This is a genomic window from Oceanicaulis sp. (assembly GCF_965284345.1).
Taxonomy (GTDB): Bacteria; Pseudomonadota; Alphaproteobacteria; order Caulobacterales; family Maricaulaceae; genus Oceanicaulis; species Oceanicaulis alexandrii_A.
The window spans coordinates 1,588,619-1,610,001 of the sequence record NZ_OZ260073.1; the positions used below are offsets into that span (position 1 = coordinate 1,588,619).

A 21,383-nucleotide genomic window follows, 5' to 3' on the forward strand; every position below is an offset into this window, starting at 1 on the left:
CTGGACACTGAACAGATGCGCTCGTCTGCAGGCGCAAGCCCGTCATGCATTCTCGCCCCTCGAAGTTTGTTCAGTTTTCCAGTATACGACGGCGCTATGAACGCACCTTTGAAAACACTCGACCTGTCTTTTTCCAACCGGCCAGAGATGTCCGGCCCGGTTCCGCTCGCCGGTCTGACCCGCGCGCAATTGCGCGACGTGCTGATCGCGCATGACCTGGTGGATGAGAAAAAGGCGAAGATGCGCGCCGAGCAGCTCTGGCGCTGGATCTATCATTACGGCGTCACCGATTTCGATGAGATGACCAATGTGTCCAAGGCCTTGCGCGAAACGCTCAAGGCGAAGTTCACGCTGGCCCGTCCCGAAATCACCGAGCGCCAGGTCAGCGTGGACGGCACGCGTAAATACCTCATCAAGCTGGAAAGCGGGATCGAGGTGGAGACCGTATTCATCCCCGGTGTCGGGCGCTCGGGCGCGTTGTGCGTGTCCTCTCAAGTGGGTTGCACGCTCAATTGCACCTTCTGCCATACCGGCACCCAGCCTTTGGTGCGCAATCTGACCGCTGCTGAAATCGTCACCCAGGTGATGATCGCGCGCGATGATCTGGGCGAATGGCCGACGTCCAATGAGGACCGCGAGATCACCAATATCGTCTTCATGGGCATGGGCGAGCCGCTCTACACGCTCGATACGGTGTCAGACGCCATCGATGTGATCTCTGACCATGAAGGCATCGCCATCGGGCGTCGCCGCATCACGGTGTCCACCTCTGGCGTGGTGCCGAAAATCCCGGAACTGGGTGAACGCACCAAGGCCATGCTGGCGATCAGCCTGCACGCGACCAATGACGCGTTGCGCAACGAGCTGGTGCCGCTCAACAAGAAATACCCGATCGCGGAGCTGATGGACGCCATTCGCGCCTATCCTGACCTCTCCAACGCCAAGCGCGTCACCTTTGAGTATGTGATGCTGAAGGGCGTGAACGACTCCCTCGCCGAGGCGCGAGCGCTGGTCAAATTGCTGCGCGGCATCCCGTCCAAGATCAATCTCATTCCGTTCAATCCCTGGCCGGGCAGCCCGTATGAGTGCTCGGACTGGGATCAGATCGAAGCCTTCGCCGATGTGGTGAACAAGGCCGGTTACGCCAGCCCGATCCGCACGCCGCGGGGCCGTGATATTTTCGCCGCCTGCGGTCAGCTGAAAAGCGAAAGCCAGAAAATCCGCGCCAGCGAGCGCCGGCGCCTGGAGCGCGAAGCGGAAGAGAAACAGGACGCCAGCCCAGAGGATCAGACGTCTCAAGCGTGAGGCCTGACATCAGCGAGGCAGCAAAGCGTCAAGACGTCTATGGCGTCTTGCGCCTCGCCCTCTGATCGCGTACCGCCAGATCATGGCTTTACCAATCAAACTCAATCCCGAACTTGAGTGTTCGGACGCTGCGCAGGCTTACGCCAGCGCTGGGTACGCCGCGGTGGAGGACGTGCTGGTCACGCCCGACGCCCGCCGCCTGCACAAGGCGGCGTCCGACTGGGCGGAGTGGAACCTTGTCGCCCTGATAGACGGTCAGCATCGCGATTTCGTCGGCGCTGAAATGGATAGGCTTGAGCCCGCGCGCCGTGCGCCCTTTGATCAGCTGGTCCTGCGAGAAGCTCAATCGGGCTTTGGCTATCTCTTTGAGAATGTGCCTCTTTATGATGCCGGCATGAGAGGGCGTTTGACCAACGCCGTCTTCAAGGCGGCTTTTGAGCTGACCCGTTCCGCCGCATTCATCGAGCTGGGACGGGCGTTGACCGGGGATGACGCGATCACGTTCGCCGACTGTCAGCTCACCCGTTACAGGCCGGGTCATTTCCTCACCCGTCATGATGACGGGGTAGAGGGCAAGAACCGCAGCGCCGCCTTCGTCCTCAATCTCACGCGGGACTGGTGCGCTGATTATGGCGGTGTGCTCAACCTTCTCGATGAAGCGGGGGATGTGCGCGCGGGACTGACGCCAGCGTTCAACCGGCTCACCCTGTTCAAAGTGCCTCAACCGCATTTGGTCAGTGTGGTTTCTCCCTTCGCGAAGGGCGCACGCTACGCGATTACGGGCTGGTTCCGGCGCGGCAAGGAGCCTGCGCTCTAAACCGGACCGTGCGGGATGCGCTTTCTTGAACAGCCTATGCGTGCTACCGCCTCGTCATGACTGAGATGCGCAAAGGGCCGCATCGGCCCGAACCTAAATCCTCCACCAAGAATTTGATGCCGCGCGGCACTGCGCTTGGCGCGGTCGAAGGCGTGCTCGCCAAGGGCGTGCCGCTCGATGGCGCTCTGGCTGGACGTCCCGAATGGAAACGCATGGAGCCGCGCGACCGCGCCTTTGCACGTGCCATCGCCTCCGCCGTGATCCGTCGCCCCATCGCGCTTGACGCCGCTCTGATGCAGGTGCTCGACAAGCCTTTGCCCGATGAAGAGATCAAGGCGCATCTGATCCTGCGCTGCGGCGCGGCCGAGCGCCTGATCCTTGAAACCCCGGCCCACGCCGCTGTGGACGCCTGGGTCAGCCTGATGGCGCAGGACCCTAACACCGCACGCTTCAAGAACCTTGCGAACGCGGTGCTGCGCCGGGTCGTTGATCAGGGCAAAGGCGCGTTTCTGGACTCAGATCCGCTTGAAGACCTGCCCGACTGGCTGGCCGAGCGCTGGGTGGAGACCTATGGCGAGCCGGTGGCGCGCGCCATCGCCATCGCCCGCTCGGTCCCGCCGACCCTCGATCTCACCGCCAAGCCGGGCTTTGACGCTCAGAGCTTCGCTGACGAGATCGGCGCCAAGGTTCTGGAAACCGGCACGATCCGGCGCCCCGATATTGGCGCCGTGGACGGCCTGCCGGGCTTTGAGGCGGGCGATTGGTGGGTGCAGGATGTGGCGGCGGCTTTGCCGGCGCGCCTGCTGAACGTCAGAGCCGGTGAAAAGGTGGCCGATCTTTGCGCGGCGCCGGGCGGCAAGACCTTGCAGCTGGCCGCCACAGGCGCGTCAGTGATCGCGGTCGACGCTTCACCCAAACGCCTTAAGCGCCTGGCGGAAAATCTCGAGCGCACCAAACTCAACGCCGAAATCGTCACCGCGGATGTGGCGGACTGGACCGCGCCCGAACCGATGGACGCGATCTTGCTCGACGCACCGTGCTCGGCGACCGGCACGCTGCGCCGTCGCCCGGATGCGGCCTGGGCGAAAGAGCCCGGCGACATCGCCAATCTGGCCGACATCCAACGCCGCCTGCTGGACGCCAGCTTCGCTCAGCTCAAACCGGGCGGGCGGCTGGTCTATTGCACCTGTTCGCTGGAGCTTGAAGAGGGCGAAGACCAGATCGCGGCCTTCCTGGAGCGGACGCCGGACGCGCGCCTTGATCCGGTGACGGCGGACGAGCTGCCGGGCCTGAAAGAAGCGCTGCGCCCGGACGGCGCCGTGCGCACCCGTCCCGATATGTGGGATGAACGCGGCGGCATGGACGGCTTTTATATTGCGCGGATCGTGAAGGGGTAGGGTTAGCACTGGCCTTCGTATGCGATGGCGTAAGGGTGATCAAAACACCGTACGTAGTTGTCTACGGTTCTCAGGGCAGGCGGCCAGCTTGGCGGTTCGTGCTCGGGGTGTTGTTCACGAATGCGCGCGACTATCGCTTGAAAATTAGGGGGCTCAGGCAAAGCCTGAAGGGCGTCCCTGGTTTCAATCAGGCGCTCTCGATCTCGCGTCAGGAAAGCGATCACAGCATCGGTTTTGTAGTGCATCTCCGGATGCGCCCCGAGCTCTTCAAAAGTCTGGCTGAATTGCTCAACAGCCAACTCGTACTCGTTGGCGTAAGCGTACATTTGCCCGTGATGCCAAATGATCGCGTGTCTGTTCCTCTGTGGGATCGCGTCACCTTGGGACGCTCGATAAAGCCCTATTAATTCAGCTGCTTCGATAAAGCATCCACGTTGGGCTAGGGGTCTCCACCCGTCTTCAGATTGATCGAAGGTTTCGGCACCTTGTTGTAGATAGTGAGTGCTGTCGTACGCGCAGGCATCTGGCTGAGCGGCGTCAGATGCGTATTGGACGACCAAGGCGAGAGCAAGAAGCAACATGAGATGTTCCCTAGGCTTCACTAAAGGTCGTTGGTGAACCTTTATACGGAAGCTTGGCACAGCTATTCGTTGAAGCGAAGTGTCTGCATGCCGGAGCGCCGGGTAGTTTGAACAGTTACATGGGTAAGGTTTCAGCCTAACCACCTCGGTCCTCGGGCTTGACCCGGGGGCCCATAGCGCCCTGTGATCTCTGGGCCCCGGCCTGCGCCGGGGAAGAGACATTCATCATATCTAATCCTGTCATCCCCCGCTTCATGCGGGGGAGCCATGCCGGTTGGCTCCATCACAAATCACGGCATTGGATCGCCGGATAAACCGGCGAATGACAATCTCAGAAATTCAAAGACAACTCCTGGACTTTGGTGAGCGTCCCTCTCCCATCTTTGAGGGGAGAGGACAGGTGAGGGGTGGGCACGTTTCACCCCGCGCAAGTCTCAAACATTGAAACGCACCCCCTCACCCAACCTCTCCCCCTTGTTCAAGGGGGAGAGGGGTAAGCGTGGTCTTACTGCCCCTGGCCGAGCGAATAGCCGGGCTTGCCGTCAAACTCGTAAAGCTGTTCGGTTTTCACAAAGTCGACGCCGCTTTTCTCCAGCCGGGCCAGAAGATCGACCACGTCGGCGTTCTTGCGCACCCCGTCGCCCATGAAGCGGCAGCGCCAATGATCGGTCTTGAAGGTTTCGGGCAAGCCTTGCGGCCAGACTTTCACCCCGCGATTGGTGATCATCTTCAATGACAAGGCCGCGCCGCCAGCTGCAAGGTTGAGCTTGTTCGCGAGGTCGTCGGGGTTCTGGGTCGGCATGTCGACAAAGACATCCACGCCCACCAGCGTCTTGGTCTGGCGTTCGCGGCGCTGATAGGGCGCGATGGCGACGCCGCCCGTTTCAGCGTTATAGCGCACGGGCGTGAAATGGGTCGGCTCCTGCCCCAGACGCGCGATCACGGCGTCGGCGAAGGCGTCTGTGCCCACTTGTTCTTTCGTCATGCCCTCAGAGGCGATGTCGACGGTATGCACGCCGTCCTCAAGGGTTTTCAGCCAGGCGTTATGGAGTTTCTCCGCCACATCGGCCTGACCGATATGGACCAGCATCTGCACGCCCGCGAGGATCAGGCCGGACGGGTTCGCCACATTCTGGCCGGCGATCATTGGGGCCGAGCCGTGAATGGCTTCAAACATGGCGCAATGCTCGCCAATATTGGCGGACCCGCCCAAGCCGACCGAGCCGGTGATTTCGGCGGCGACGTCAGAGATGATGTCGCCATAGAGGTTTGAGGTGACTATCACGTCGAACTGCTCTGGCGCATCGGCGAGCTTGGCGGTGCCGATATCAATGATCCAGTGATCGGTCTTGATGTCGGGATAGTCTTTGGAAATCTCGTCAAACACCTCATGAAACAGACCATCGGTCAGCTTCATGATGTTGTCCTTGGACAGGCAGGTGACTTTTTTGCGGCCATTGGCGCGGGCGTAATCAAACGCATAGCGCACGATCCGCTCGCAGCCGGGGCGCGAGATTAATTTCAGGCATTGCACCACTTCATCGGTCTGACGGTGCTCGATGCCGGCGTAGAGGTCTTCTTCGTTTTCGCGCACGATCACCACGTCCATGTCGGGATGGCGGGTGGCGACAAAGGGCGACAGCGCCGCGCAGGGGCGCACATTGGCGAACAGGCCGAGCGATTTGCGCACGGTCACATTCAGCGATTTGAAGCCGCCGCCCTGGGGCGTTGTGATCGGCGCCTTGTAGAAAACCTTGGTGCGGCGCAGGGACTCCCACGCGCTGTCCTCGATCCCCGCGCTGACCCCGTTGAGATAGACCTGCTCGCCAATGGCGATCGGCTCCGGCGCCAGGGCGGCGCCCGCCGCCTCCAGCACTTTCAGGCTGGCTTTCATGATTTCCGGGCCGATGCCATCGCCGTATGCGACGGTGATCGGAGTGGGGGTGCGCGTCGCCGTAGAGGCGGCGGTCGAGGCGGTGACGTGGACGTTCATTCAGATTTCCTCATTCCAGCGTGAGAACCCTCAAGAAGGCCGCGGGTGGACGCGGCGCTTCTGGTGTGGACGTGGTTTTAGCCAGTCAGAGGAATTTGAAAAATTGATTGTCATGCGTTCATGCATTTGAGAAACTCATAGCATGCAAACCGATCGTCTGGACCTTGATCTGCTCCGCGCTTTTGTCGCGGTGGCGCAATCACAAAGCTTTACGCGCGCCGGGGCGCTGTTGTTCCGCAGCCAGTCGGCGGTGTCGCTGCAGATCCGCAAGCTCGAACAGATCGTGGATGAGCGCCTGTTCAGCCGCACGGCGCGGCGGGTCATTCTGACGCCGGCGGGCGAGCGATTGATGGGGTATGCCGAGCGCATGCTGGCGCTCCATGATGAGGCGCTGTCGGCGTTCCGGCAGGGCGAGGCGCGCGGTCATGTGCGCCTGGGCACGCCGGAAGACATCGCCACGGCGCATTTGCCCAAAGCGCTGGCGGAGTTCTCCCGCGCGCATCCCGGCATTCAGCTTGAAGTGACCTGTGACCTGACGCTGAACCTGATGGATATGTTTCATGCCGGGCGTCTGGATGTGGCGCTGGTCAAGCGCGAGCCGAGCGCGGCGGTGGACGGTCAGCGCGTCTGGTCAGAGCCTCTGGTCTGGGTGGGGGCCGATGACAGCGTGTTCAAAACGGACGGCGTGACGGCGCTCGTGGTCAGTCCCGAGCCCTGCGTCTATCGCAAGCGCGCAGTGGAAGCGCTGGGCCGGGCCGGCGGGCGGGCGAGAGCCGCCTATGTGTGCGGCTCGCTGGCGGGGGCGCTGGCCGCGGTGCGCGCGGGGCTGGGCGTTGCGGTTTTACCGCGTGATTTCGCGCCCGATGACCTCGCGATTGATGAAGGCGCACGCATGCCGCCGCTTGATGACGCCGAGGCGGTCTTGCTGACGGCGGCCGACGCCGGGCTGGCCGCCCGGCGCCTGGCTGATCATCTGGCGCATGCTTTGGAAGACGAGCCCGCCCGGTTTTAGGGGCGGGCGATCGTGTGTGGGACGCCTAGGCGGGCTGGGCGTCCGCAGCCTTGTGGATTTCATTGACCAGATCGGGGTCGAGCTCCAGCCGCGCCGCCAGCATTTGCAGATAGGCGCGCTCGGCGGGGGTGTCGACTTCGATCGCCACCAGGGACGCTGCGTAGATCTCGGCGGCGTGCTCGGGCGTATCGGCCGCTTCGACGACGGCGTTGATGTCGAACGGCGCTGACAATTCGTCAAAGACGAACGCCTTGTCTTCCGCGCTCAGATCCATGGCGTTCAGCCGCGCGAAGATCGCCTCTTTCTCTTCGGCGTCGACCTTGCCGTCCGCCTTGGCCGCCGCGATCATGGCGCGCACTAAAGCCTTGCCCAATTGATCGACCGCCGCTTCGTCAGACGGGGCGGGCAGGAAGGCGGAGTTCTCCGGCGCCGGGGTGAAGTCTGCATCCTGGACTTCAGCGGGCGCCGCCGACGCTGCTGCGGCCTGGCCTTGCTTGTTCTGCTGGCTCTTCTGCCAGGCGTGATAGGCGAGACCGCCAATGGCGGCGACCGCGCCATACTTGGCCGCTTTGCCCACCATCTTGCGTCCGGATTTGCCCATCAGCATGGAGGCGGCGAAGCCCGCTGCGACGCCGCCGCCGCCCGCCAACGCGGTGCGCTGGGCGTTGGGATCGGTCTGGAGGGCGGTGATGATCTTGTTGACGTCAAACATGGCGGACCTTTGCGTCGTGTGAAGGGTCGGCGCGGCGTGTGGCCGTCCGTCCGTTTGAGATTGAAATATGCGTGGGGGAGCAATTGGGAATACCGCTCTTCGGGTGCAAGAACCCATGACAGGTTTTTCACGCAGATAGAGCAGCGTTAGGTCCTTGACTGGCGCGGTGTATTGGGTACTTTCCGCCGCCTTACGGTGAGGTGGCCGAGTGGTCGAAGGCGCACGCCTGGAACGCGTGTAGGCGGGTAACCGTCTCGTGGGTTCGAATCCCACCCTCACCGCCAGATTCCTTAGAATTCAGTCTCTGTCCCGAAACGGGCGGAATACGCGGGTAGTGTCCGGCGGTTGGAAAACCGCCAGCAGTACCGAGACCTCACGAAACTGCCTTTTCCAGGCCCAAACCCGGCGAAGTCTCAGTCGCGACGATAACGCAGTCCCGTTACTCTGCTCTGGGCCGATGAACAGGGATTTGCAACGGAAACCACCCCATTCTGGTTGATGGGAAATCCTATATATCGCAATATATCAATTACTTAATCTAGAATTTCCTGCGCAGTTTCGTAGGGAATTTTCACCAGCGATCAGGGAAACTGGCCGGCACGAGAACAATCGCGCTGAGAACTCATATCTCCCGTTGCGACGGTGAGAACGGGCGATGGCGCGGTTGCGGCAAATGCGAAGTCTGCAGAAGTTCGCCGCCGCCCACGCCTCCGTCCACAATCACTTCAATCATGACCGATCCTTCGAACGCCGGCCCCGTTTTAAATCGCTCCGCGACGAAGCGCTCGCCGAGTGGCGTCAGCTGCTGGCTGCATAAGCGTACGCCGTACGATTTTCGAGACCGGTCCGCTTTTGTCTGACAGCACCCATCTCTTCGTTCTTCAAGCGATACGCTGCACGAGGCGAACTCAGCCGCAACCCATGTGCTGGCCTTGCAATCAAAAAGGATAGGGGAGAGGGAAAGGGGCGCGCGCCCTACAACGTCGCTCAGCTTCAAAGGCTGTTTCGGACGCCTCGATTTACCGCGCGGATCCGGGGAACGGGAGCATTCGTTTCGATGGAGCGTACTGGGTCCCTCTAATCGCAGCATTCACGGGAATGCGCCTCGGGGAGATCTGCCAGTGACGTGACCCCTATCGTTCATCCAGCCGAGTTGTGAGTGAGTTCGCTCTTCGCTTTAGTCGCGCCGTCAATCGCTGGTCGCATGAGGGTGCGGCTCGTGGCTTTTTGAGACTAATCCGGTTTAGGCTGGTAGCACCTCACCAGGCGCTAAGCCGACGTGTTTTGACATGAGTTCAGTGTGTGAACATCCTTCTGGTTGAAGATAATCAAGAAATCGCCGCCTTCGTCTCTCGCGGCTTGAGTGAAGCCGGTGATGTGGTTTCGGTCGCGACATCGGCGCGGCAGGGCCTGATCGAGGCTGCGGCGAACGCATTTGATGTGATCGTTTTTGATCGCCTGCTGCCTGGAATGGACGGTGTAGACGCAGTTCGCGTCTTGCGTCAGTCGGGTGTTGCAACCCCGATTCTGATCCTGACCGCGCTCGACGGGATTGACGATCGCGTGACTGGCCTCGAGGCGGGCGCGGATGATTACCTAACCAAACCCTTTGCTTTCGCGGAGTTGTATGCCCGGCTGCGCGCCCTGGCTCGTCGCCAGCCAGTGATTGACACTGATCCCACACGTCTCGAAGTCGGCGACCTGGTCTTGGAGCGGCCGACCCAGATCGTGACCCGGGCGGGGGTGAGGCTGGATTTGTTGCCGCGTGAATACAAAATCCTCGAATACCTCATGATGAACGAGGGACAGCTCGTCACCCGCACGATGTTGCTTGAAAAGATCTGGGGGTATCGTTTTGATCCTAAAACCAGTCTGGTGCAGACACACGTGAGCCGTTTGAGGGCCAAGGTCGACAAACCCTTCAATGGTGAGCTCATTCGCACGGTGAGGGGGGCTGGTTATGTCATCGGTGAGCCCTAGAGCCCTGTTCGGATCGACCATTTTTCGACGCACTGTGCTTTCAGGCCTTATTGGGGCCGTCGGCTTGATCGTGCTGGTCTGGTTGGGATTCGCTGTTCACAGAGCCCAAACGCTCGGCGAAGTGCGAGCCAGCCTTGACGAGGAAATGGAGGCCCTTGAGGGGCTTTACGCCAGTGAGGGACTGAACGGCCTTGTGGCCGCCCTCAGCTTTGATGGTCGAATGCTCTGGGATTCCGATTGGTTGTACGCGATCCTGGAGCAGGACGAATTCATTGCACGCGTGGTCACGGGTGAGGATGAAACATTAGCGGGCTTTGAGGGGATTGATCCGCCAGGTGGCCAAGCCAGCACATTTGTCGAACATGCAGAGCTGTCCGGTCACCGTGTGCTGTCTTTCCGAATGCCACTGGAGGGGGGCGAGGTCGAGCTAGTCGTGGCTCGCTTTGTGCCAGACCGCCTGTTGATCCTCGAGAAGTGGTTGGTCCGGGCGAGCTGGCTGGTTCTGCTGGCCGTGACGCCGATTTCCCTTCTGACCGGCTTTATCACGAGCCGAACGGCCTTTCGCCGCCTGAACACGATATCGGCGACCGCTGAGGCGATCGACGAGGGACGCTTGGATATGCGTGTCCCGCTGGAGGGCGACGGGGACGAGTTTGACCGACTATCGTTTGCCGTGAATGACATGCTTGACCGGATCGGGGCATTGACCCGAAACCTTGAAGGGGTTTCAGCCGGAGTGGCGCATGACTTGAAAACTCCGGTGTCGAACCTCGCGGGGCGACTTCAGTTGCTGGAACGCGACGCGGGCGATCCGGAGGCGGTGGTCGCTCACGTCGCGGCAAGCCAGGCGCATATAGCGACGCTCCTGCGTACGCTGGACGCGATGCTGCGCTTAGGTGAGGTGGAAGCCGGCGGGCGCCGCCGGGCTTTTGCCCCGATGGATCTGTCGGATCTGGTCGAGGATGTCGCTGATAGCTTCCTTCCCCTTTTTGAAGACGCAGACAAACGGTTTGATGTGCGCATAGAAGCACGGGTGTCTGTGGATGGAGACCAGGACCTGCTCACCCAATTGCTCTCCAATCTACTTGAAAACGCGTTGGAGCATTCTCGTGATGGGGCGAACACCTGGGTTAGGCTGCGCGCATCAGGCGGTAAGGCCTGGCTTGAAGTGGGCGATGACGGACCAGGCTTGCCTGCTCCAGCCGTCGATAGCGTCTTTGACCGATTTGTGCGGCTGGACGTCAGTCGATCGACGCCGGGCAACGGCCTTGGCCTCAGCCTGGTGCGCGCGATCGCTGAAGTGCACCACGGTGAAGCCCGCGTTGCGCAGACCGCGCCTGGTGCTGTTTTTGAAGTGAGCTTTCCGCTGCGCGAAACCTAACAAAACATACAAATCTGTATGGATCTCCAGCCTGACTTGTAAAACCCGCACCACCCGCACCGGGTTACAAGTCTCCTGCAACAGCGATGTCACTGTTCAGGAGTTCGAGGTGCGAACGAAATGCTCCCATGCCGTTTCAAGCGCGCTGCTTGGCGCCCTTATGCTTGCAACCGGGTGTTCAGATGGCGGCCCGTCAAACGTCGCGAACGACCCGATCGGCGCGCCGCTGCCTCCGCCCCCGCCTCCGCCACCGCCACCGCCTCCTCCACCGCCGGGACCCAGCGGGGCGTTCGCGACCGAAGCTGGCACCTCGCGTTTCCTGACGCAGGCGACATTTGGTCCGACGCCAGACGATGTGAGCGCGCTGACAGGCACGCGTGCATCCGACTGGTTCCTGTCAGAGCTGGAAAAACCTGCAAGCCTGCACCGGCCACAGCTTGCGGCTTACCGCGCGATGATCTCCGACCCTGATGAGGATTTTCCGCTACTGGCCGTGCAGTCGAGCACGTTTTCCTTTTGGCGCAATGCGATTGAGGGTGACGATCAGCTGCGACAGCGCATGGCCTTCGCGTTGTCCCAAATCCTGGTGGTGTCAAATTTTGGCGGTGAGATTCTGACTGATATCCCGGAGCCGGTGGTCGGCTATCAGGATATTCTGGTGGAGGGCGCGTTCGGGAATTACCGCGACCTTTTGGAAGCCGTCACCTACTCGCCGGCCATGGGCTATTACCTGACTTATATGGGCAATCAAAAAGGCGACCCAGCCACCGGCCGGATGCCTGACGAAAACTATGCCCGCGAAATCCTGCAGCTTTTTACAATTGGCGTGGTCCGGCTTGGTCCAGACGGAGCGCCGATCCTGGTCGACGGCCAACCGGTCGAGCTCTACGATAACATGGATATCACTGGTCTCGCGCAGGTCTTCACCGGCCTGGACCTGGATGGGTTGGACCGGCGGCGCTTTCCGACTGTCGAGGATGCGGTAGACGAGTGGGACGGGCTTGAGCAGGCGCTTCTGGCCCCTATGGAGGTCATCGACGACCGCCATTCAAACGAAGAGAAACGGTTTCTGGATTGCGCCATCCCTCCAGGCGCCAGAGCAGCGCAAAGCATCGATCAAGCGCTCGATTGCATCATGGCGCATCCCAATGTCGGGCCCTTCGTCTCTCGTCAGTTGATACAACGCTTCACCACATCGGCACCGGAGCCAGACTATGTCCAGCGCGTGGCGTATGCTTTTGATGCTGGTCGTTACACCTTGCCAAACCAGACCCGGGTGGGCGAAGGGCGCAAGGGCGATCTAGCCGCCACTCTGGCAGCCATTCTCTTTGACCCCGACGCTCGAGACGACGCAGCGCTTACAAACACCCAATTTGGCAAGGTCCGCGAACCTTTGCTGCGCTTTGCACATTGGGCGCGGGCGTTCGATGCCGATGCGTCCCGGCCAGAATATGGACTGGAGTTGTTTGACTTATCATCGCCGGATGCGCTGTCTCAACATCCCTATCGCGCGCGGTCAGTCTTCAACTTTTATCGACCGGGCTTTGTGGCGCCGGGCACAGAGTCCGGCGCGGCAGGTTTGACGGTTCCGGAGCTGCAGATCGTCAATGCAACCTCGACCACCGGCTACATCAACTTCATGACTTTTTGGGCCTTTGGCGGCCAGTCAATGATCCCAACCGACGAGCTCGCCATGGAACTTGAAGAGATGGGTGTCCCGGTTGATGAAGCGGCGCTGGAACGGGCTTTTGTCCCGGACTATGGCGAGGAAATTGCGCTTGCAAACGACGCATCCGCGCTGGTCAACCATCTTGATGCCTTGCTCGCCTACGGCTCCCTGTCGTCGGACACCAAGTCAGCCATCATTCGGGCGATCAAGGCTGAAGCGATCGATGAGCCGGGCGATCAACAGGCGCTGCAGGACCGCGTCTCGCTCGCGGTGATGCTCGTCATGACGTCTCCCGACTATCTCGTTCAGCGTTAGGTAAGAGCCATGGCAAGCAACCGTAGAGACTTCATGAAGGCCCTGGGCGCCAGTGCGCTCGCCCATACCGCGCTCAGTGCAGTGCCGACAAGATTTACCGCCCATGCTGCAGATCGCAGCGGCTACAAGGCGCTGGTTTGTGTCTTCCTGTTTGGCGGGCTGGATTGCCACGATCTAATCTTGCCATACGACGCAGAATCCTATGATCAATATGCCCAGTTGAGGTCTTCGCTGCTGGACCAGCAAGGCACCGCACGCCAGCGCAATAACCTTCTGCCCATCACGCCTGCGACCAGCACAGTGCTGGAGGGTCGCCAGGTTGCGTTACCGCCGGAAATGCCCCAGCTGGAGCGGCTGTTCGCGCAGGGCCGAGCAGCCATTGTGGGCAATGTTGGTCCGCTGATAGAGCCGGTAACGCGTGAGCGTTTCGAAAGTGGGTCCGCGCGCCTGCCCCCCCGGCTTTTCTCCCACAATGACCAGCAGGCTGTTTGGCAAGCCAGCCAGCCCGAAGGCGCGCAATTTGGTTGGGGAGGGCTATTCGCCGACGCGCTTCTTGCCTCGGGGGCTAATGCCTCATTGCCGCAATTCACAACGATCACAACTGAGGAGGTTGGCCCGTTCCTGACCGGCCGCTTTGCAGTCCCCTACCGGGTCAGTGTCGCCGAGGCCGCTCGCGTGGATTTTCTGGAGGACTATTATGACGGTCTGGCCGGCGAACGTGCGGAACTTCTGGAGGCGGTGCGCAATCAGTTGACGGCAAGCAGCTATCGCGGCGACCACCTCCTTGAGCGCGACATGGCCGCTGCATTTTCAGGCGGCCTTGAAACGAATGAAGCCTACAGTGAGGCGCGCCAGCAGGGGATATCGCTTTCAACACGTTTTCCGCCGACACCGCTCGGCATGCAGCTCAAGACAGTGGCTGAAACCATAAACGTGCGTGATCGCCTGTTTGCCTCCCGCCAGATCTTTTTTGTGGGCCTTGGCGGGTTTGACACCCATTCGGCCCAGGCGCGGAACCTGCCCAGATTGCTGTCCCAGATCGATGGGGCGTTCGCCGCCTTCCAGGCATCCATGGAGTTTTTAGGGCTTGGCCGTGATGTGACTTTGTTCACAGCGTCAGACTTTGGCCGCACCCTGGCGGTGAACGGTGATGGCACTGACCATGGCTGGGGTGGTCACCAGATCGTGCTCGGTGGGGCCGTGAAAGGCGGCGAGATTTATGGCTCGCTTCCGCCACCCACGCTTGGCCACCACGCAGACAGCGGCGGTGGGAGACTGATTCCGTCCATGGCGGTCGACAGCTACGCGGCGGAGCTTGGCCGATGGTTTGGCTTGAACGAAAGCGAGCTTTCAGCGGCCCTGCCAGGCCTGACGAATTTCGACTCCCTTGCGGACACCTTCATCTGAACCGAATCGGGGAGCTTGAGCTCATGAAAATCACGCATCTATGTGTTGGCCTGCTCGCTTTCGGCCTTGTAGCGTGTTCCGGCGGGGGCGGCATCGACGCCCCGCCTGAGACCCCTCAAAATCGGGCCCCGACCTTTTTGACGCCACCAATCGAAATCAACATCGAGGAAAACACGACGGGTCCAATTGTTTCAATTGATGCCCGTGATCCAGACGGCGACAGCCTAGTTTATTCGATTATCGGCGGCGATGCCGGAACCTTTGACTTTGATCCAGCGACACGCGGTCTGAGTTTTGCGACCGCGCCTGACTTTGAAGCGCCCGGTGATCAGAATAGTGATAACGTCTATGAGGCCGCACTGCGGGTCCGCGATCCGGGTGGCCTGAGCGCGACGCTACAGATCACAGTCACTGTCACGAATGTTGATGAAGATGGAGATCCGGTTCGCTATCGCGATCCTGTTTTCACCGCGCTTGAGGTTGAGGACGGTGTCGCCTTCGCCACGATTGACGGGGAGACGCTGCGGCTCACGATTTACACGCCTCAATGCGATACGGTGACGGATCGACCGGTCATGATTGTGGCCTCTGGCGGCGGCTTCGTGGAGCAGGACCGGGAAAGCGTGGCGCCCATCGCACAAGATTTCGCCCGTCGCGGCTATGTTGCGGCGACCATGGATTATCGCGTCCTGGGACGCCAACCCTTTGATGCCGATGAACTCGCCATCGCCGGATTCAAGGCGGCACAGGATATGTTCGCGGCAGTGCGGTTTCTGCGCGCAGAAGGTGAGGGCGACAATCCGCGCGGCATACGCCCGAACGCGATTTTCGTCAGCGGAGAATCGGCTGGCGGCGTGATGGCGATGCTCGCAGCGACACTCGACCCTGATGATGTGATTTCACGCCCGACGCTGGCGGAGTTCGCGACGGAGAACGGCGGCGTGTATGGTGCGGTGGGAGACCTCGATGCCACGTCTTCTGAGGTCCAGGGCGCCATGCCGTTATCAGGGGCGATCTTCGACACCTCGACTGTGGATTCCAGATCTGGCGTTTTGTATGCCGCACATGAAGAGCGGGACCCAATCGTACCCTGTGGGACCGAAGAGGAGGGGTCGAGCCTTACTGGATTGGTCGTTTCGGGATCGTGCGACGTTGTCCCAGCCTATGCGAATGCGGGTCTAAGGGCTGAGTTGTTCCTGGTTCGGGATGCTTTTCGGCATGTAGAATTTACCGACGATCAAAGACGCGAAATCTATCAGGGCGCTTCGGAACTCTTCTTCGATGCTGGTGTCAATAAAAGTGTCCCGAAAGTACAATCTAACGCGGCTTGCACCGAAGAGTGAGGCGTTGTCGGAGGAAGTCGTCACGGATCGGCTTCGGTCGTACGGCGCAGCAATGCGCGAGATCGGGAACGAAGGTCGACAGGTCACTGGCCGGCACGAAAACAACCGGGTTGAAAACATACACCTGCCGTTTCGAAGGCGGGAGCGGGCGATGGCGCGGTTCCGGCGAATGCGAAGTCTGCAGAAGTTCGCCGCCGTCCACGCGCCCCTCCACTATTACTTCAATTACGACCGATCCCTCGAACGCCGGTCCCGCTTAAAAGCTCTCCGCAACGCGGCGCTCGCCGAGTGGCGTCTGCCGCTGGCTGCATGACGCTGCGCGTCGTGATTTTCGAGACCCGTTCGCGTTCGTCTGACAGCTCCGCCATAGGCTCCCTAATTCTGCTCGCGCAGACGAATGAATGTCATGCGTGCTGTGACCAGAGCCGTATCGTCATCGACGGCTTGCACTATTCCTTCGACCCTCGCCTGCCGACCCGTGCGATGGGTCACGCGAGCTTCGCAGATAATCACAGTCTGACCCGGGACCGGGGCGCGATAAACCAGCTCCGCCTTGCCGGTCACCCAGCGGCCTTCGGCAGTGGCGTTGGCGGCGAGCCCGCACGCCTGGTCGAGCATGGCGGCGCTTTCTCCGCCATGCACGACGCCGGCGAGATTGCACCGGCTCGCAGCGGGGGAGAGGTCGAGCACGGCGCGGTCTTCTTCCAGAATGGCGATCCGGGCCTTCAGTTTCGCCCAGAAGGTGTCGCGGCTGACAGCCCCGTCGAGCTCGGCGCGCATGGCGTCCAGGCGGATGTCCAGGCTCATGATGTCTCCGAAAACTGCCGTACAAGATCGGTTCGCATCAACTTGCCCAGTCCATTGCGGGGGAGTGCGTCGAGCACATGGATGCGCTTGGGTGTCTTGACCGGGCCCAGCCGGTCTCGCACGGCGGCGCGCAGCGCGTCGATATCGACGCGGCCTCCCTCAGGCGCGGTCACGGCGGCCTCGACCCGCTCGCCCCAGTCGAGGTCTTGAGCGCCAAAGACGCATGCGTCCCCCACCGCGCCGGTCGCCAGAAGTGCGGCTTCGACCTCTGAGGGAAAGACATTGAACCCGCCTGAGATGATAAGCTCGCTCGCTCGGCCTGTAATGAAGAGCCGGCCTTGTATATCGATCCGTCCGAGATCGCCGGTGTGAAGTCGTCCGTCTCGGATCGTTTCGGCGGTTTTTTCGGGGTCCCCGAGATAGCCGTCCATTATCAGTGGACCGGCGAGTGTGACCTCTCCGGTTTCTCCAGGGGCGAGCGTTTCGCCGTCAGCGCCGAGTATCGCCACAGTGCTCAAGGGCGCCGGGCGTCCCACGCTGGTTCTCAGCTCGGACTGGGCAAGCTCGGCCTCGTCGATCGTTGCTATGGTCATCGGCGCTTCGGTCTGCCCGTAGAGTCCGGCGATGCGCGGTCCCAGGGTTTCAAGCACACGGGTGAGGGCGAGCTCGGGAAAGGGCGCCGCGCCATAGATCAGCCGACGCAGCGCGTGAAGACGCGCACCGCTGTCATGGAGCGCGGCGGCGAGGCGCTGGATGGCGGTGGGCGCCGCGAAACCGGTGGTCACGTGCTCGTCGACCATGATCGAGGCGAGCGCGGACGGCGATGCGCGATCAACCAGCACCAGTCGCGCGCCAGCGGCGAGGGCGGGCAGGATGAAGTGCGAAGAGCCATGGGTCAGCGGCGCGCTGGCCAGAACGACGTCGTCAGAGGCGAGCGGGAAGCGGGCGGCCATATTGATCCGGTTGGCCATGACCGACCGGCAGGACTGGACGACTGCCTTGGGCCGGCCGGTCGAGCCGCCTGTGAACTTGATCGCCATGGTCTGCGCGCCGCTGGCGTAGGTCGGGGCCAAGCGCGCCGTGTCGGCGTAAAGCGCATCCAGCGCAAGTGCGGCCCCGGCGCCCGCCGCGTCCAGAAGCCGCGCTCCGGCTGGATCGGTGCAGATGAGGTCAGGGCGCGCAAGCGACAGGGCGTGCGCTGTGGCTTCAGGCCCGTTCGACAGCCCGAGCGGGACCCAGACGCGTCCCGATATCTGCACGCCCAGCCAGACGCAAAGATGGTCGATTGAATTGCCGGCCGCGATCGCGACGCGGCCTCCTTTTGGCGTACGCCGGCCGATCTCAGCCGCGGCTGAGTGCGCGGCGGTCAGCAAGTCTCCGGCGGTGATCTCGGCGGTCTTGCGCGCTTCAGCATCATAGCAAACGGCGGCGATGCGCGCGGGATCCCGGCCAAGCCGGTCCATGGCGTCGGCTGCTGGGGCGGTGTCGAGGTGCAAAGTCATCGCGTCAGCACCGTGACCAGCGTTGCGGCCTCCTCGATGCCGAGAAAGCCGCCGCCATTCTCGGCGACGGCGACGCGCGCGCCCTCGATCTGAAGGGCGCCGGCCTCTCCGCGCAATTGCTCGACCAGTTCGCAAATCTGGATCACGCCTGTGGCGCCGACCGGATGACCTTTGGCGACGAGACCGCCGGAGACGTTGACGGGAATCCGGCCGCCGCGCGCTGTTGCGCCTGAGGCGGTGAACGGCCCGCCTTCGCCCCGAGGACACAGGCCCAGATTTTCAATCTGCAGGAGTTCGGCGAAGCTTGTGGCGTCGTGCACTTCGGCGAGATCGATCTCTTCTGGCCCAAGGCCCGCCGCTTCATAGGCCTTGAGCGCAGCGCGCCGGCCCAGATGATTGTCGTAATCCTCCAAGGCTCGATCTGAAGCGCTCGTCCAGCCCGTCCCGGATAGAGTGACGCCGCGTTGGCCAGCCTCACGCGCCGGGCGCAGGACAAGCGCTGCTGCGCCATCAGAGATCGGCGCGCACATCAGTCGGGTCAGCGGCCAGACAACCGGCTTGTCGGCCAGCACCTGGGCGGGGCTGGTCTGGCCCCCATACTGGGCGCGTGTATTGCGCGCGGCGTTGGTGTGGTTCTTCGCGGCGGCGTACGCGATCTGCTCGGGCGTCGTGCCGAAGTTTTCCATGTGGAACCGCGCCAGCCCGGCGTAAATGTCCATAAAGAAACTGCGTCGGGGCGCGGGCGTATAATCTTCAGGCAGGAGCGCTGCGCCGCACGCCGCCATGCGTGCGGCGGTCTCCTCAATGCGCTCCACATCGGTACCGCCGCGGAAGGCCTTCATGACCAGCTCGTCACGGTCGCGATAGACCATCTTCTCGGCGCCCACGACCAGAACGGTCTGTGCGCGTCCAGCTCGGATCATGTCCGCGCCTATCGCCACGGCCGAGGCGCCCGAGGCGCACGCGTTCTCGACATTGACGATCGGGATCGTGTCGAGCCCAAGCGGGGCGAGAGCGATTTGTCCGCGGACAGCGTTTTGTCCCTCAAGGATAGGCTGACGCGTGTTTGAGAAGAGCGCCGCCTCGATCTGGCCCGTCGCGACTCCCGCATCGGTCAGCGCCGCCGTGACCGCTTCGCGCACCAGGTCCTTGACTGACCGGGCTTCATGTTTGCCAAGCGCCGTCATGCCCACGCCCGCCACTGCGATCTTCATGTCATCTCCCGATCTGGTTCAGCGCGCGGAGTTGCTCTTGCGCTAGTAACTTTGATAACGATACTCTATCGGCCTACAAGTGCAAACGCCGTGACTTTCGGCGCGTTCAGCCTGACCGGAGAGACCTTAAATGACCGCAATCGCCACTCAGACGCGCTCAGATCGTCGCAAGGTCCTCGAGGCCGCTCTGGAGGCCGTTCAGCTTCGAGACCAGTTCAGCCCCTTCAAGGAAAGCCCGTCGAAAAAGTTACATGGCGAGGCGGCGCCGCGACTGGGCAAGGAACGGTTTCAGGCGCGGCTTGGAAAACCCTTTGAACTCGACCAGCCTGGCGAGATCGGCCGGGTGGGCGAGGCGGAAATATCGCCCTATACGCGCAAGCCGCTGGGCATTGACTATCCGCGCTGCGATCCGGACGCGTTGATCAAGGCGGCGCGCGCCGCCATGGGGAGCTGGGCCGCAACGCGCCCGGATACACGTGCGGACGTGCTGACTGAGATGCTGTTCGAGCTGGAGAAGGACACGTTCGAGACCGCACACGCCACCATGCACACAGCCGGGCAAGGGTTCGTCATGGCGTTCTCCGGCTCGGGCGCCAACGCGCTGGACCGCGGACTTGAGGCGCTGGTCTATGGCTATAAGGCCCAGATGGACGTGCCCGATACGGCGCGATGGACCAAGCGCTTTCTGGATCCAGAGCCGGTGACGCTGGACAAACGTTATCACCGCGTCCCGCTTGGCCCCGCCGCTATCGTATGCTGCGCGACCTTTCCGTTGTGGAACGCCTATCCGGCTCTGACGGCCAATCTGATGACTGGCAACGCGGCGATCCTCAAACCTCACCCCAGCTCCATCCTGCCCACGGCGATGGCGGTCGCGACCTGCCGCCGGGTGCTGGAGCGGGCGGGCTTTGATCCCAATCTGGTCCTGCTCGCCACGGACAGCCCGGATCATCCGGTGACCAAAGAGCTGATCTCACATCCCGATTGCCGGATCATCGACTATACCGGCTCTCAGCGCTTTGGGACCTGGATCGAACAGAACGCCGGGGACCGTCTGGTGTTCACCGAGACGGCAGGCTGCAATTCGGTGGTGTTTCACTCCGCGCAGGATTTCGAAAAAGCGGCCGGCGCGGTGGTGCGCGCCATGAGTTCTTTCTCAAGCCAGATGTGCACCGCCCCGCAGAACTATTTCATACCCCTCTCCGGCGTGCGATCCGGCGACCGGGTGATCGCCTATGAGGAGGCGGTGCAGATCCTTGTTTCGGCCATTGACCGAATTGCCGGCGACAACGCCACGGGCGCGGCGGTGTGCGCAACGGTTCAGGCTGAAGCCACGCTTGGCAATGTCGAGGCGATGACCGCACGCGGCGAACGCGAGGGGCGGATTCTGCGCCACGCCTCGCCGGTCGCCAATCCTGATTACCCCGATGCGCGGACGTGCAGCCCGGTCCTGATTGAATCCGAGGCTGACAATGAGGATTTCTATGGGGAGGAGCGGTTTGGCCCGATCGGCTTCGTCATTCCGGTCGAGACCGCCGAAGAGGGTGTGGAGCGCGCCACCCGCCAAGCCCGGAGCCGCGGTGCGATCTCTTCGTATCTTTACTCGACCGACGAGGACTTCATCGAGAAGGCCCTGCCTGCTTACATCGCGGCGGGCGCCTCGGTCAGCGTGAACATAGACGGCGGCATGCCGGTCAATTTCATGGCGGCCTATTCAGACTATCACGTCACCGGGCTGAATCCGGCTGGCAACGCCAGCCTGACCGATCTCGCCTTCGTCGCGCCGCGCTTCCGCGTCGTGCAAACCCGCCGCAAGACGGGGTGAATTGGGCGTCTTAGTTAGTTTCTCTATAAAAGTCGCCTTGAGTCAGTTCGTTTAATGAAGTTATTATTCTCTCCGCATGTCCGCCGGACACAGAAAAACAGGCGGGTCAGCAGGGGAGGAAAC

At 61.8% G+C, this 21,383-nt stretch carries 16 protein-coding genes, 1 tRNA gene and 2 pseudogenes; 13 read left to right on the plus strand and 6 right to left on the minus strand.

The annotated features are described in order from the left end of the window. Window positions 1-96 precede the first annotated feature (96 nt). The 3 genes from rlmN (at window position 97) to ACQ66J_RS07970 (ending at window position 3,519) form a co-directional block, all read left to right on the plus strand. The gene (rlmN, locus tag ACQ66J_RS07960) at window positions 97-1,305 is read left to right on the plus strand and encodes a 23S rRNA (adenine(2503)-C(2))-methyltransferase RlmN (protein WP_430431183.1); all 1,209 of its coding nucleotides are present in this window, start codon (window positions 97-99) and stop codon (window positions 1,303-1,305) included. Between the two features lie 82 nt (window positions 1,306-1,387). Beyond that, window positions 1,388-2,122 (plus strand): 2OG-Fe(II) oxygenase, encoded by a 735-nt coding sequence (locus ACQ66J_RS07965; protein ID WP_430431184.1) that lies wholly within the window; start codon window positions 1,388-1,390, stop codon window positions 2,120-2,122. A gap of 56 nt (window positions 2,123-2,178) precedes the next feature. Further along, complete coding sequence (locus ACQ66J_RS07970) at window positions 2,179-3,519, plus strand: RsmB/NOP family class I SAM-dependent RNA methyltransferase (protein ID WP_430431185.1); 1,341 nt, start codon at window positions 2,179-2,181, stop codon at window positions 3,517-3,519. Between the two features lie 2 nt (window positions 3,520-3,521). Here ACQ66J_RS07970 and ACQ66J_RS07975 read toward each other — a convergent pair whose 3' ends face one another. Both ACQ66J_RS07975 and ACQ66J_RS07980 read right to left on the minus strand, forming a co-directional pair. Continuing rightward, complete coding sequence (locus ACQ66J_RS07975; RefSeq protein WP_430431186.1) at window positions 3,522-4,100, minus strand: hypothetical protein; 579 nt, start codon at window positions 4,098-4,100, stop codon at window positions 3,522-3,524. Window positions 4,101-4,605: 505 nt separating this feature from the next. Beyond that, window positions 4,606-6,093, minus strand: coding sequence for an NADP-dependent isocitrate dehydrogenase (locus ACQ66J_RS07980; protein ID WP_375547647.1), 1,488 nt, complete (start codon window positions 6,091-6,093; stop codon window positions 4,606-4,608). A 142-nt stretch (window positions 6,094-6,235) separates the two neighbouring features. Between ACQ66J_RS07980 and ACQ66J_RS07985 the strand changes: the two genes are divergently transcribed. Then, on the plus strand, window positions 6,236-7,105 hold the full coding sequence (locus ACQ66J_RS07985) for a LysR family transcriptional regulator (protein ID WP_375547646.1): 870 nt from the start codon (window positions 6,236-6,238) through the stop codon (window positions 7,103-7,105). Between the two features lie 25 nt (window positions 7,106-7,130). On the opposite strand, the gene ACQ66J_RS07990 is transcribed toward ACQ66J_RS07985, so the two are convergent. Further along, a complete protein-coding gene (locus ACQ66J_RS07990) occupies window positions 7,131-7,817 on the minus strand; it encodes a tellurite resistance TerB family protein (RefSeq protein ID WP_430431187.1) in 687 nt (228 codons plus the stop codon). Window positions 7,818-8,011: 194 nt separating this feature from the next. Here ACQ66J_RS07990 and ACQ66J_RS07995 point away from each other — a divergent pair. The 8 genes and pseudogenes from ACQ66J_RS07995 to ACQ66J_RS08030 form a co-directional block, all read left to right on the plus strand. After that, window positions 8,012-8,101: transfer RNA gene (locus tag ACQ66J_RS07995), tRNA-Ser, on the plus strand. A 299-nt stretch (window positions 8,102-8,400) separates the two neighbouring features. Further along, window positions 8,401-8,634: pseudogene (locus tag ACQ66J_RS08000) on the plus strand (DDE-type integrase/transposase/recombinase); the annotation flags it as partial. 485 nt (window positions 8,635-9,119) lie between these two features. Beyond that, window positions 9,120-9,797 (plus strand): response regulator transcription factor, encoded by a 678-nt coding sequence (locus tag ACQ66J_RS08005; protein ID WP_430431188.1) that lies wholly within the window; start codon window positions 9,120-9,122, stop codon window positions 9,795-9,797. 70 nt (window positions 9,798-9,867) lie between these two features. Beyond that, window positions 9,868-11,178 carry an ATP-binding protein gene (locus tag ACQ66J_RS08010; protein WP_430432242.1) on the plus strand — a complete coding sequence of 437 codons (1,311 nt, stop codon included), beginning with the start codon at window positions 9,868-9,870 and terminating at the stop codon, window positions 11,176-11,178. A gap of 160 nt (window positions 11,179-11,338) precedes the next feature. Beyond that, the gene (locus ACQ66J_RS08015) at window positions 11,339-13,162 is read left to right on the plus strand and encodes a DUF1800 domain-containing protein (protein ID WP_430431189.1); all 1,824 of its coding nucleotides are present in this window, start codon (window positions 11,339-11,341) and stop codon (window positions 13,160-13,162) included. Window positions 13,163-13,195: 33 nt separating this feature from the next. Continuing rightward, window positions 13,196-14,569: a DUF1501 domain-containing protein gene (locus ACQ66J_RS08020; protein WP_430431190.1), complete on the plus strand. Its 1,374-nt coding sequence runs from the start codon at window positions 13,196-13,198 to the stop codon at window positions 14,567-14,569. Between the two features lie 23 nt (window positions 14,570-14,592). After that, entirely contained in the window at window positions 14,593-15,912 is a 1,320-nt protein-coding gene (locus ACQ66J_RS08025; RefSeq protein WP_430431191.1) for a carboxylesterase family protein, read from the plus strand. A gap of 16 nt (window positions 15,913-15,928) precedes the next feature. Next, a pseudogene (locus ACQ66J_RS08030) lies at window positions 15,929-16,225 on the plus strand (DDE-type integrase/transposase/recombinase); the annotation flags it as partial. A 62-nt stretch (window positions 16,226-16,287) separates the two neighbouring features. Here ACQ66J_RS08030 and ACQ66J_RS08035 read toward each other — a convergent pair. Genes ACQ66J_RS08035 through ACQ66J_RS08045 form a run of 3 tightly spaced genes read right to left on the minus strand, consistent with a single transcriptional unit; the run spans window position 16,288 to window position 19,435 of the window. Beyond that, on the minus strand, window positions 16,288-16,719 hold the full coding sequence (locus ACQ66J_RS08035; RefSeq protein WP_430431192.1) for a PaaI family thioesterase: 432 nt from the start codon (window positions 16,717-16,719) through the stop codon (window positions 16,288-16,290). After that, complete coding sequence (locus tag ACQ66J_RS08040) at window positions 16,716-18,221, minus strand: class I adenylate-forming enzyme family protein (protein WP_430431193.1); 1,506 nt, start codon at window positions 18,219-18,221, stop codon at window positions 16,716-16,718. Before ACQ66J_RS08040 ends, ACQ66J_RS08035 begins: the two co-directional genes overlap by 4 nt. Then, window positions 18,218-19,435: a thiolase family protein gene (locus ACQ66J_RS08045; protein WP_430431194.1), complete on the minus strand. Its 1,218-nt coding sequence runs from the start codon at window positions 19,433-19,435 to the stop codon at window positions 18,218-18,220. The genes ACQ66J_RS08040 and ACQ66J_RS08045 overlap by 4 nt, the downstream gene beginning before the upstream one ends. A 130-nt stretch (window positions 19,436-19,565) precedes the next feature. Here ACQ66J_RS08045 and ACQ66J_RS08050 point away from each other — a divergent pair, with 130 nt between their 5' ends. After that, window positions 19,566-21,260, plus strand: a complete 1,695-nt coding sequence (locus ACQ66J_RS08050) for an aldehyde dehydrogenase family protein (RefSeq protein ID WP_430431195.1) — start codon at window positions 19,566-19,568, stop codon at window positions 21,258-21,260. Window positions 21,261-21,383: the final 123 nt, after the last annotated feature.

Excerpts from the sequence above, each read along its gene's own strand:
- ACQ66J_RS07965 (WP_430431184.1), top strand. The coding sequence starts at position 1,388 with ATGGCTTTACCAATCAAACTCAATCCCGAACTTGAGTGTTCGGACGCT.
- ACQ66J_RS07970 (WP_430431185.1), top strand. The coding sequence starts at position 2,179 with ATGACTGAGATGCGCAAAGGGCCGCATCGGCCCGAACCTAAATCCTCC.
- ACQ66J_RS08025 (WP_430431191.1), top strand. The coding sequence starts at position 14,593 with ATGAAAATCACGCATCTATGTGTTGGCCTGCTCGCTTTCGGCCTTGTA.
- ACQ66J_RS07980 (WP_375547647.1), bottom strand. The coding sequence starts at position 6,093 with ATGAACGTCCACGTCACCGCCTCGACCGCCGCCTCTACGGCGACGCGC.
- ACQ66J_RS08050 (WP_430431195.1), top strand. The coding sequence starts at position 19,566 with ATGACCGCAATCGCCACTCAGACGCGCTCAGATCGTCGCAAGGTCCTC.
- ACQ66J_RS07990 (WP_430431187.1), bottom strand. The coding sequence starts at position 7,817 with ATGTTTGACGTCAACAAGATCATCACCGCCCTCCAGACCGATCCCAAC.
- ACQ66J_RS07985 (WP_375547646.1), top strand. The coding sequence starts at position 6,236 with ATGCAAACCGATCGTCTGGACCTTGATCTGCTCCGCGCTTTTGTCGCG.
- ACQ66J_RS07975 (WP_430431186.1), bottom strand. The coding sequence starts at position 4,100 with ATGTTGCTTCTTGCTCTCGCCTTGGTCGTCCAATACGCATCTGACGCC.
- ACQ66J_RS08035 (WP_430431192.1), bottom strand. The coding sequence starts at position 16,719 with ATGAGCCTGGACATCCGCCTGGACGCCATGCGCGCCGAGCTCGACGGG.
- rlmN (WP_430431183.1), top strand. The coding sequence starts at position 97 with ATGAACGCACCTTTGAAAACACTCGACCTGTCTTTTTCCAACCGGCCA.
- ACQ66J_RS08040 (WP_430431193.1), bottom strand. The coding sequence starts at position 18,221 with ATGACTTTGCACCTCGACACCGCCCCAGCAGCCGACGCCATGGACCGG.
- ACQ66J_RS08045 (WP_430431194.1), bottom strand. The coding sequence starts at position 19,435 with ATGAAGATCGCAGTGGCGGGCGTGGGCATGACGGCGCTTGGCAAACAT.
- ACQ66J_RS08015 (WP_430431189.1), top strand. The coding sequence starts at position 11,339 with ATGCTTGCAACCGGGTGTTCAGATGGCGGCCCGTCAAACGTCGCGAAC.
- ACQ66J_RS08020 (WP_430431190.1), top strand. The coding sequence starts at position 13,196 with ATGAAGGCCCTGGGCGCCAGTGCGCTCGCCCATACCGCGCTCAGTGCA.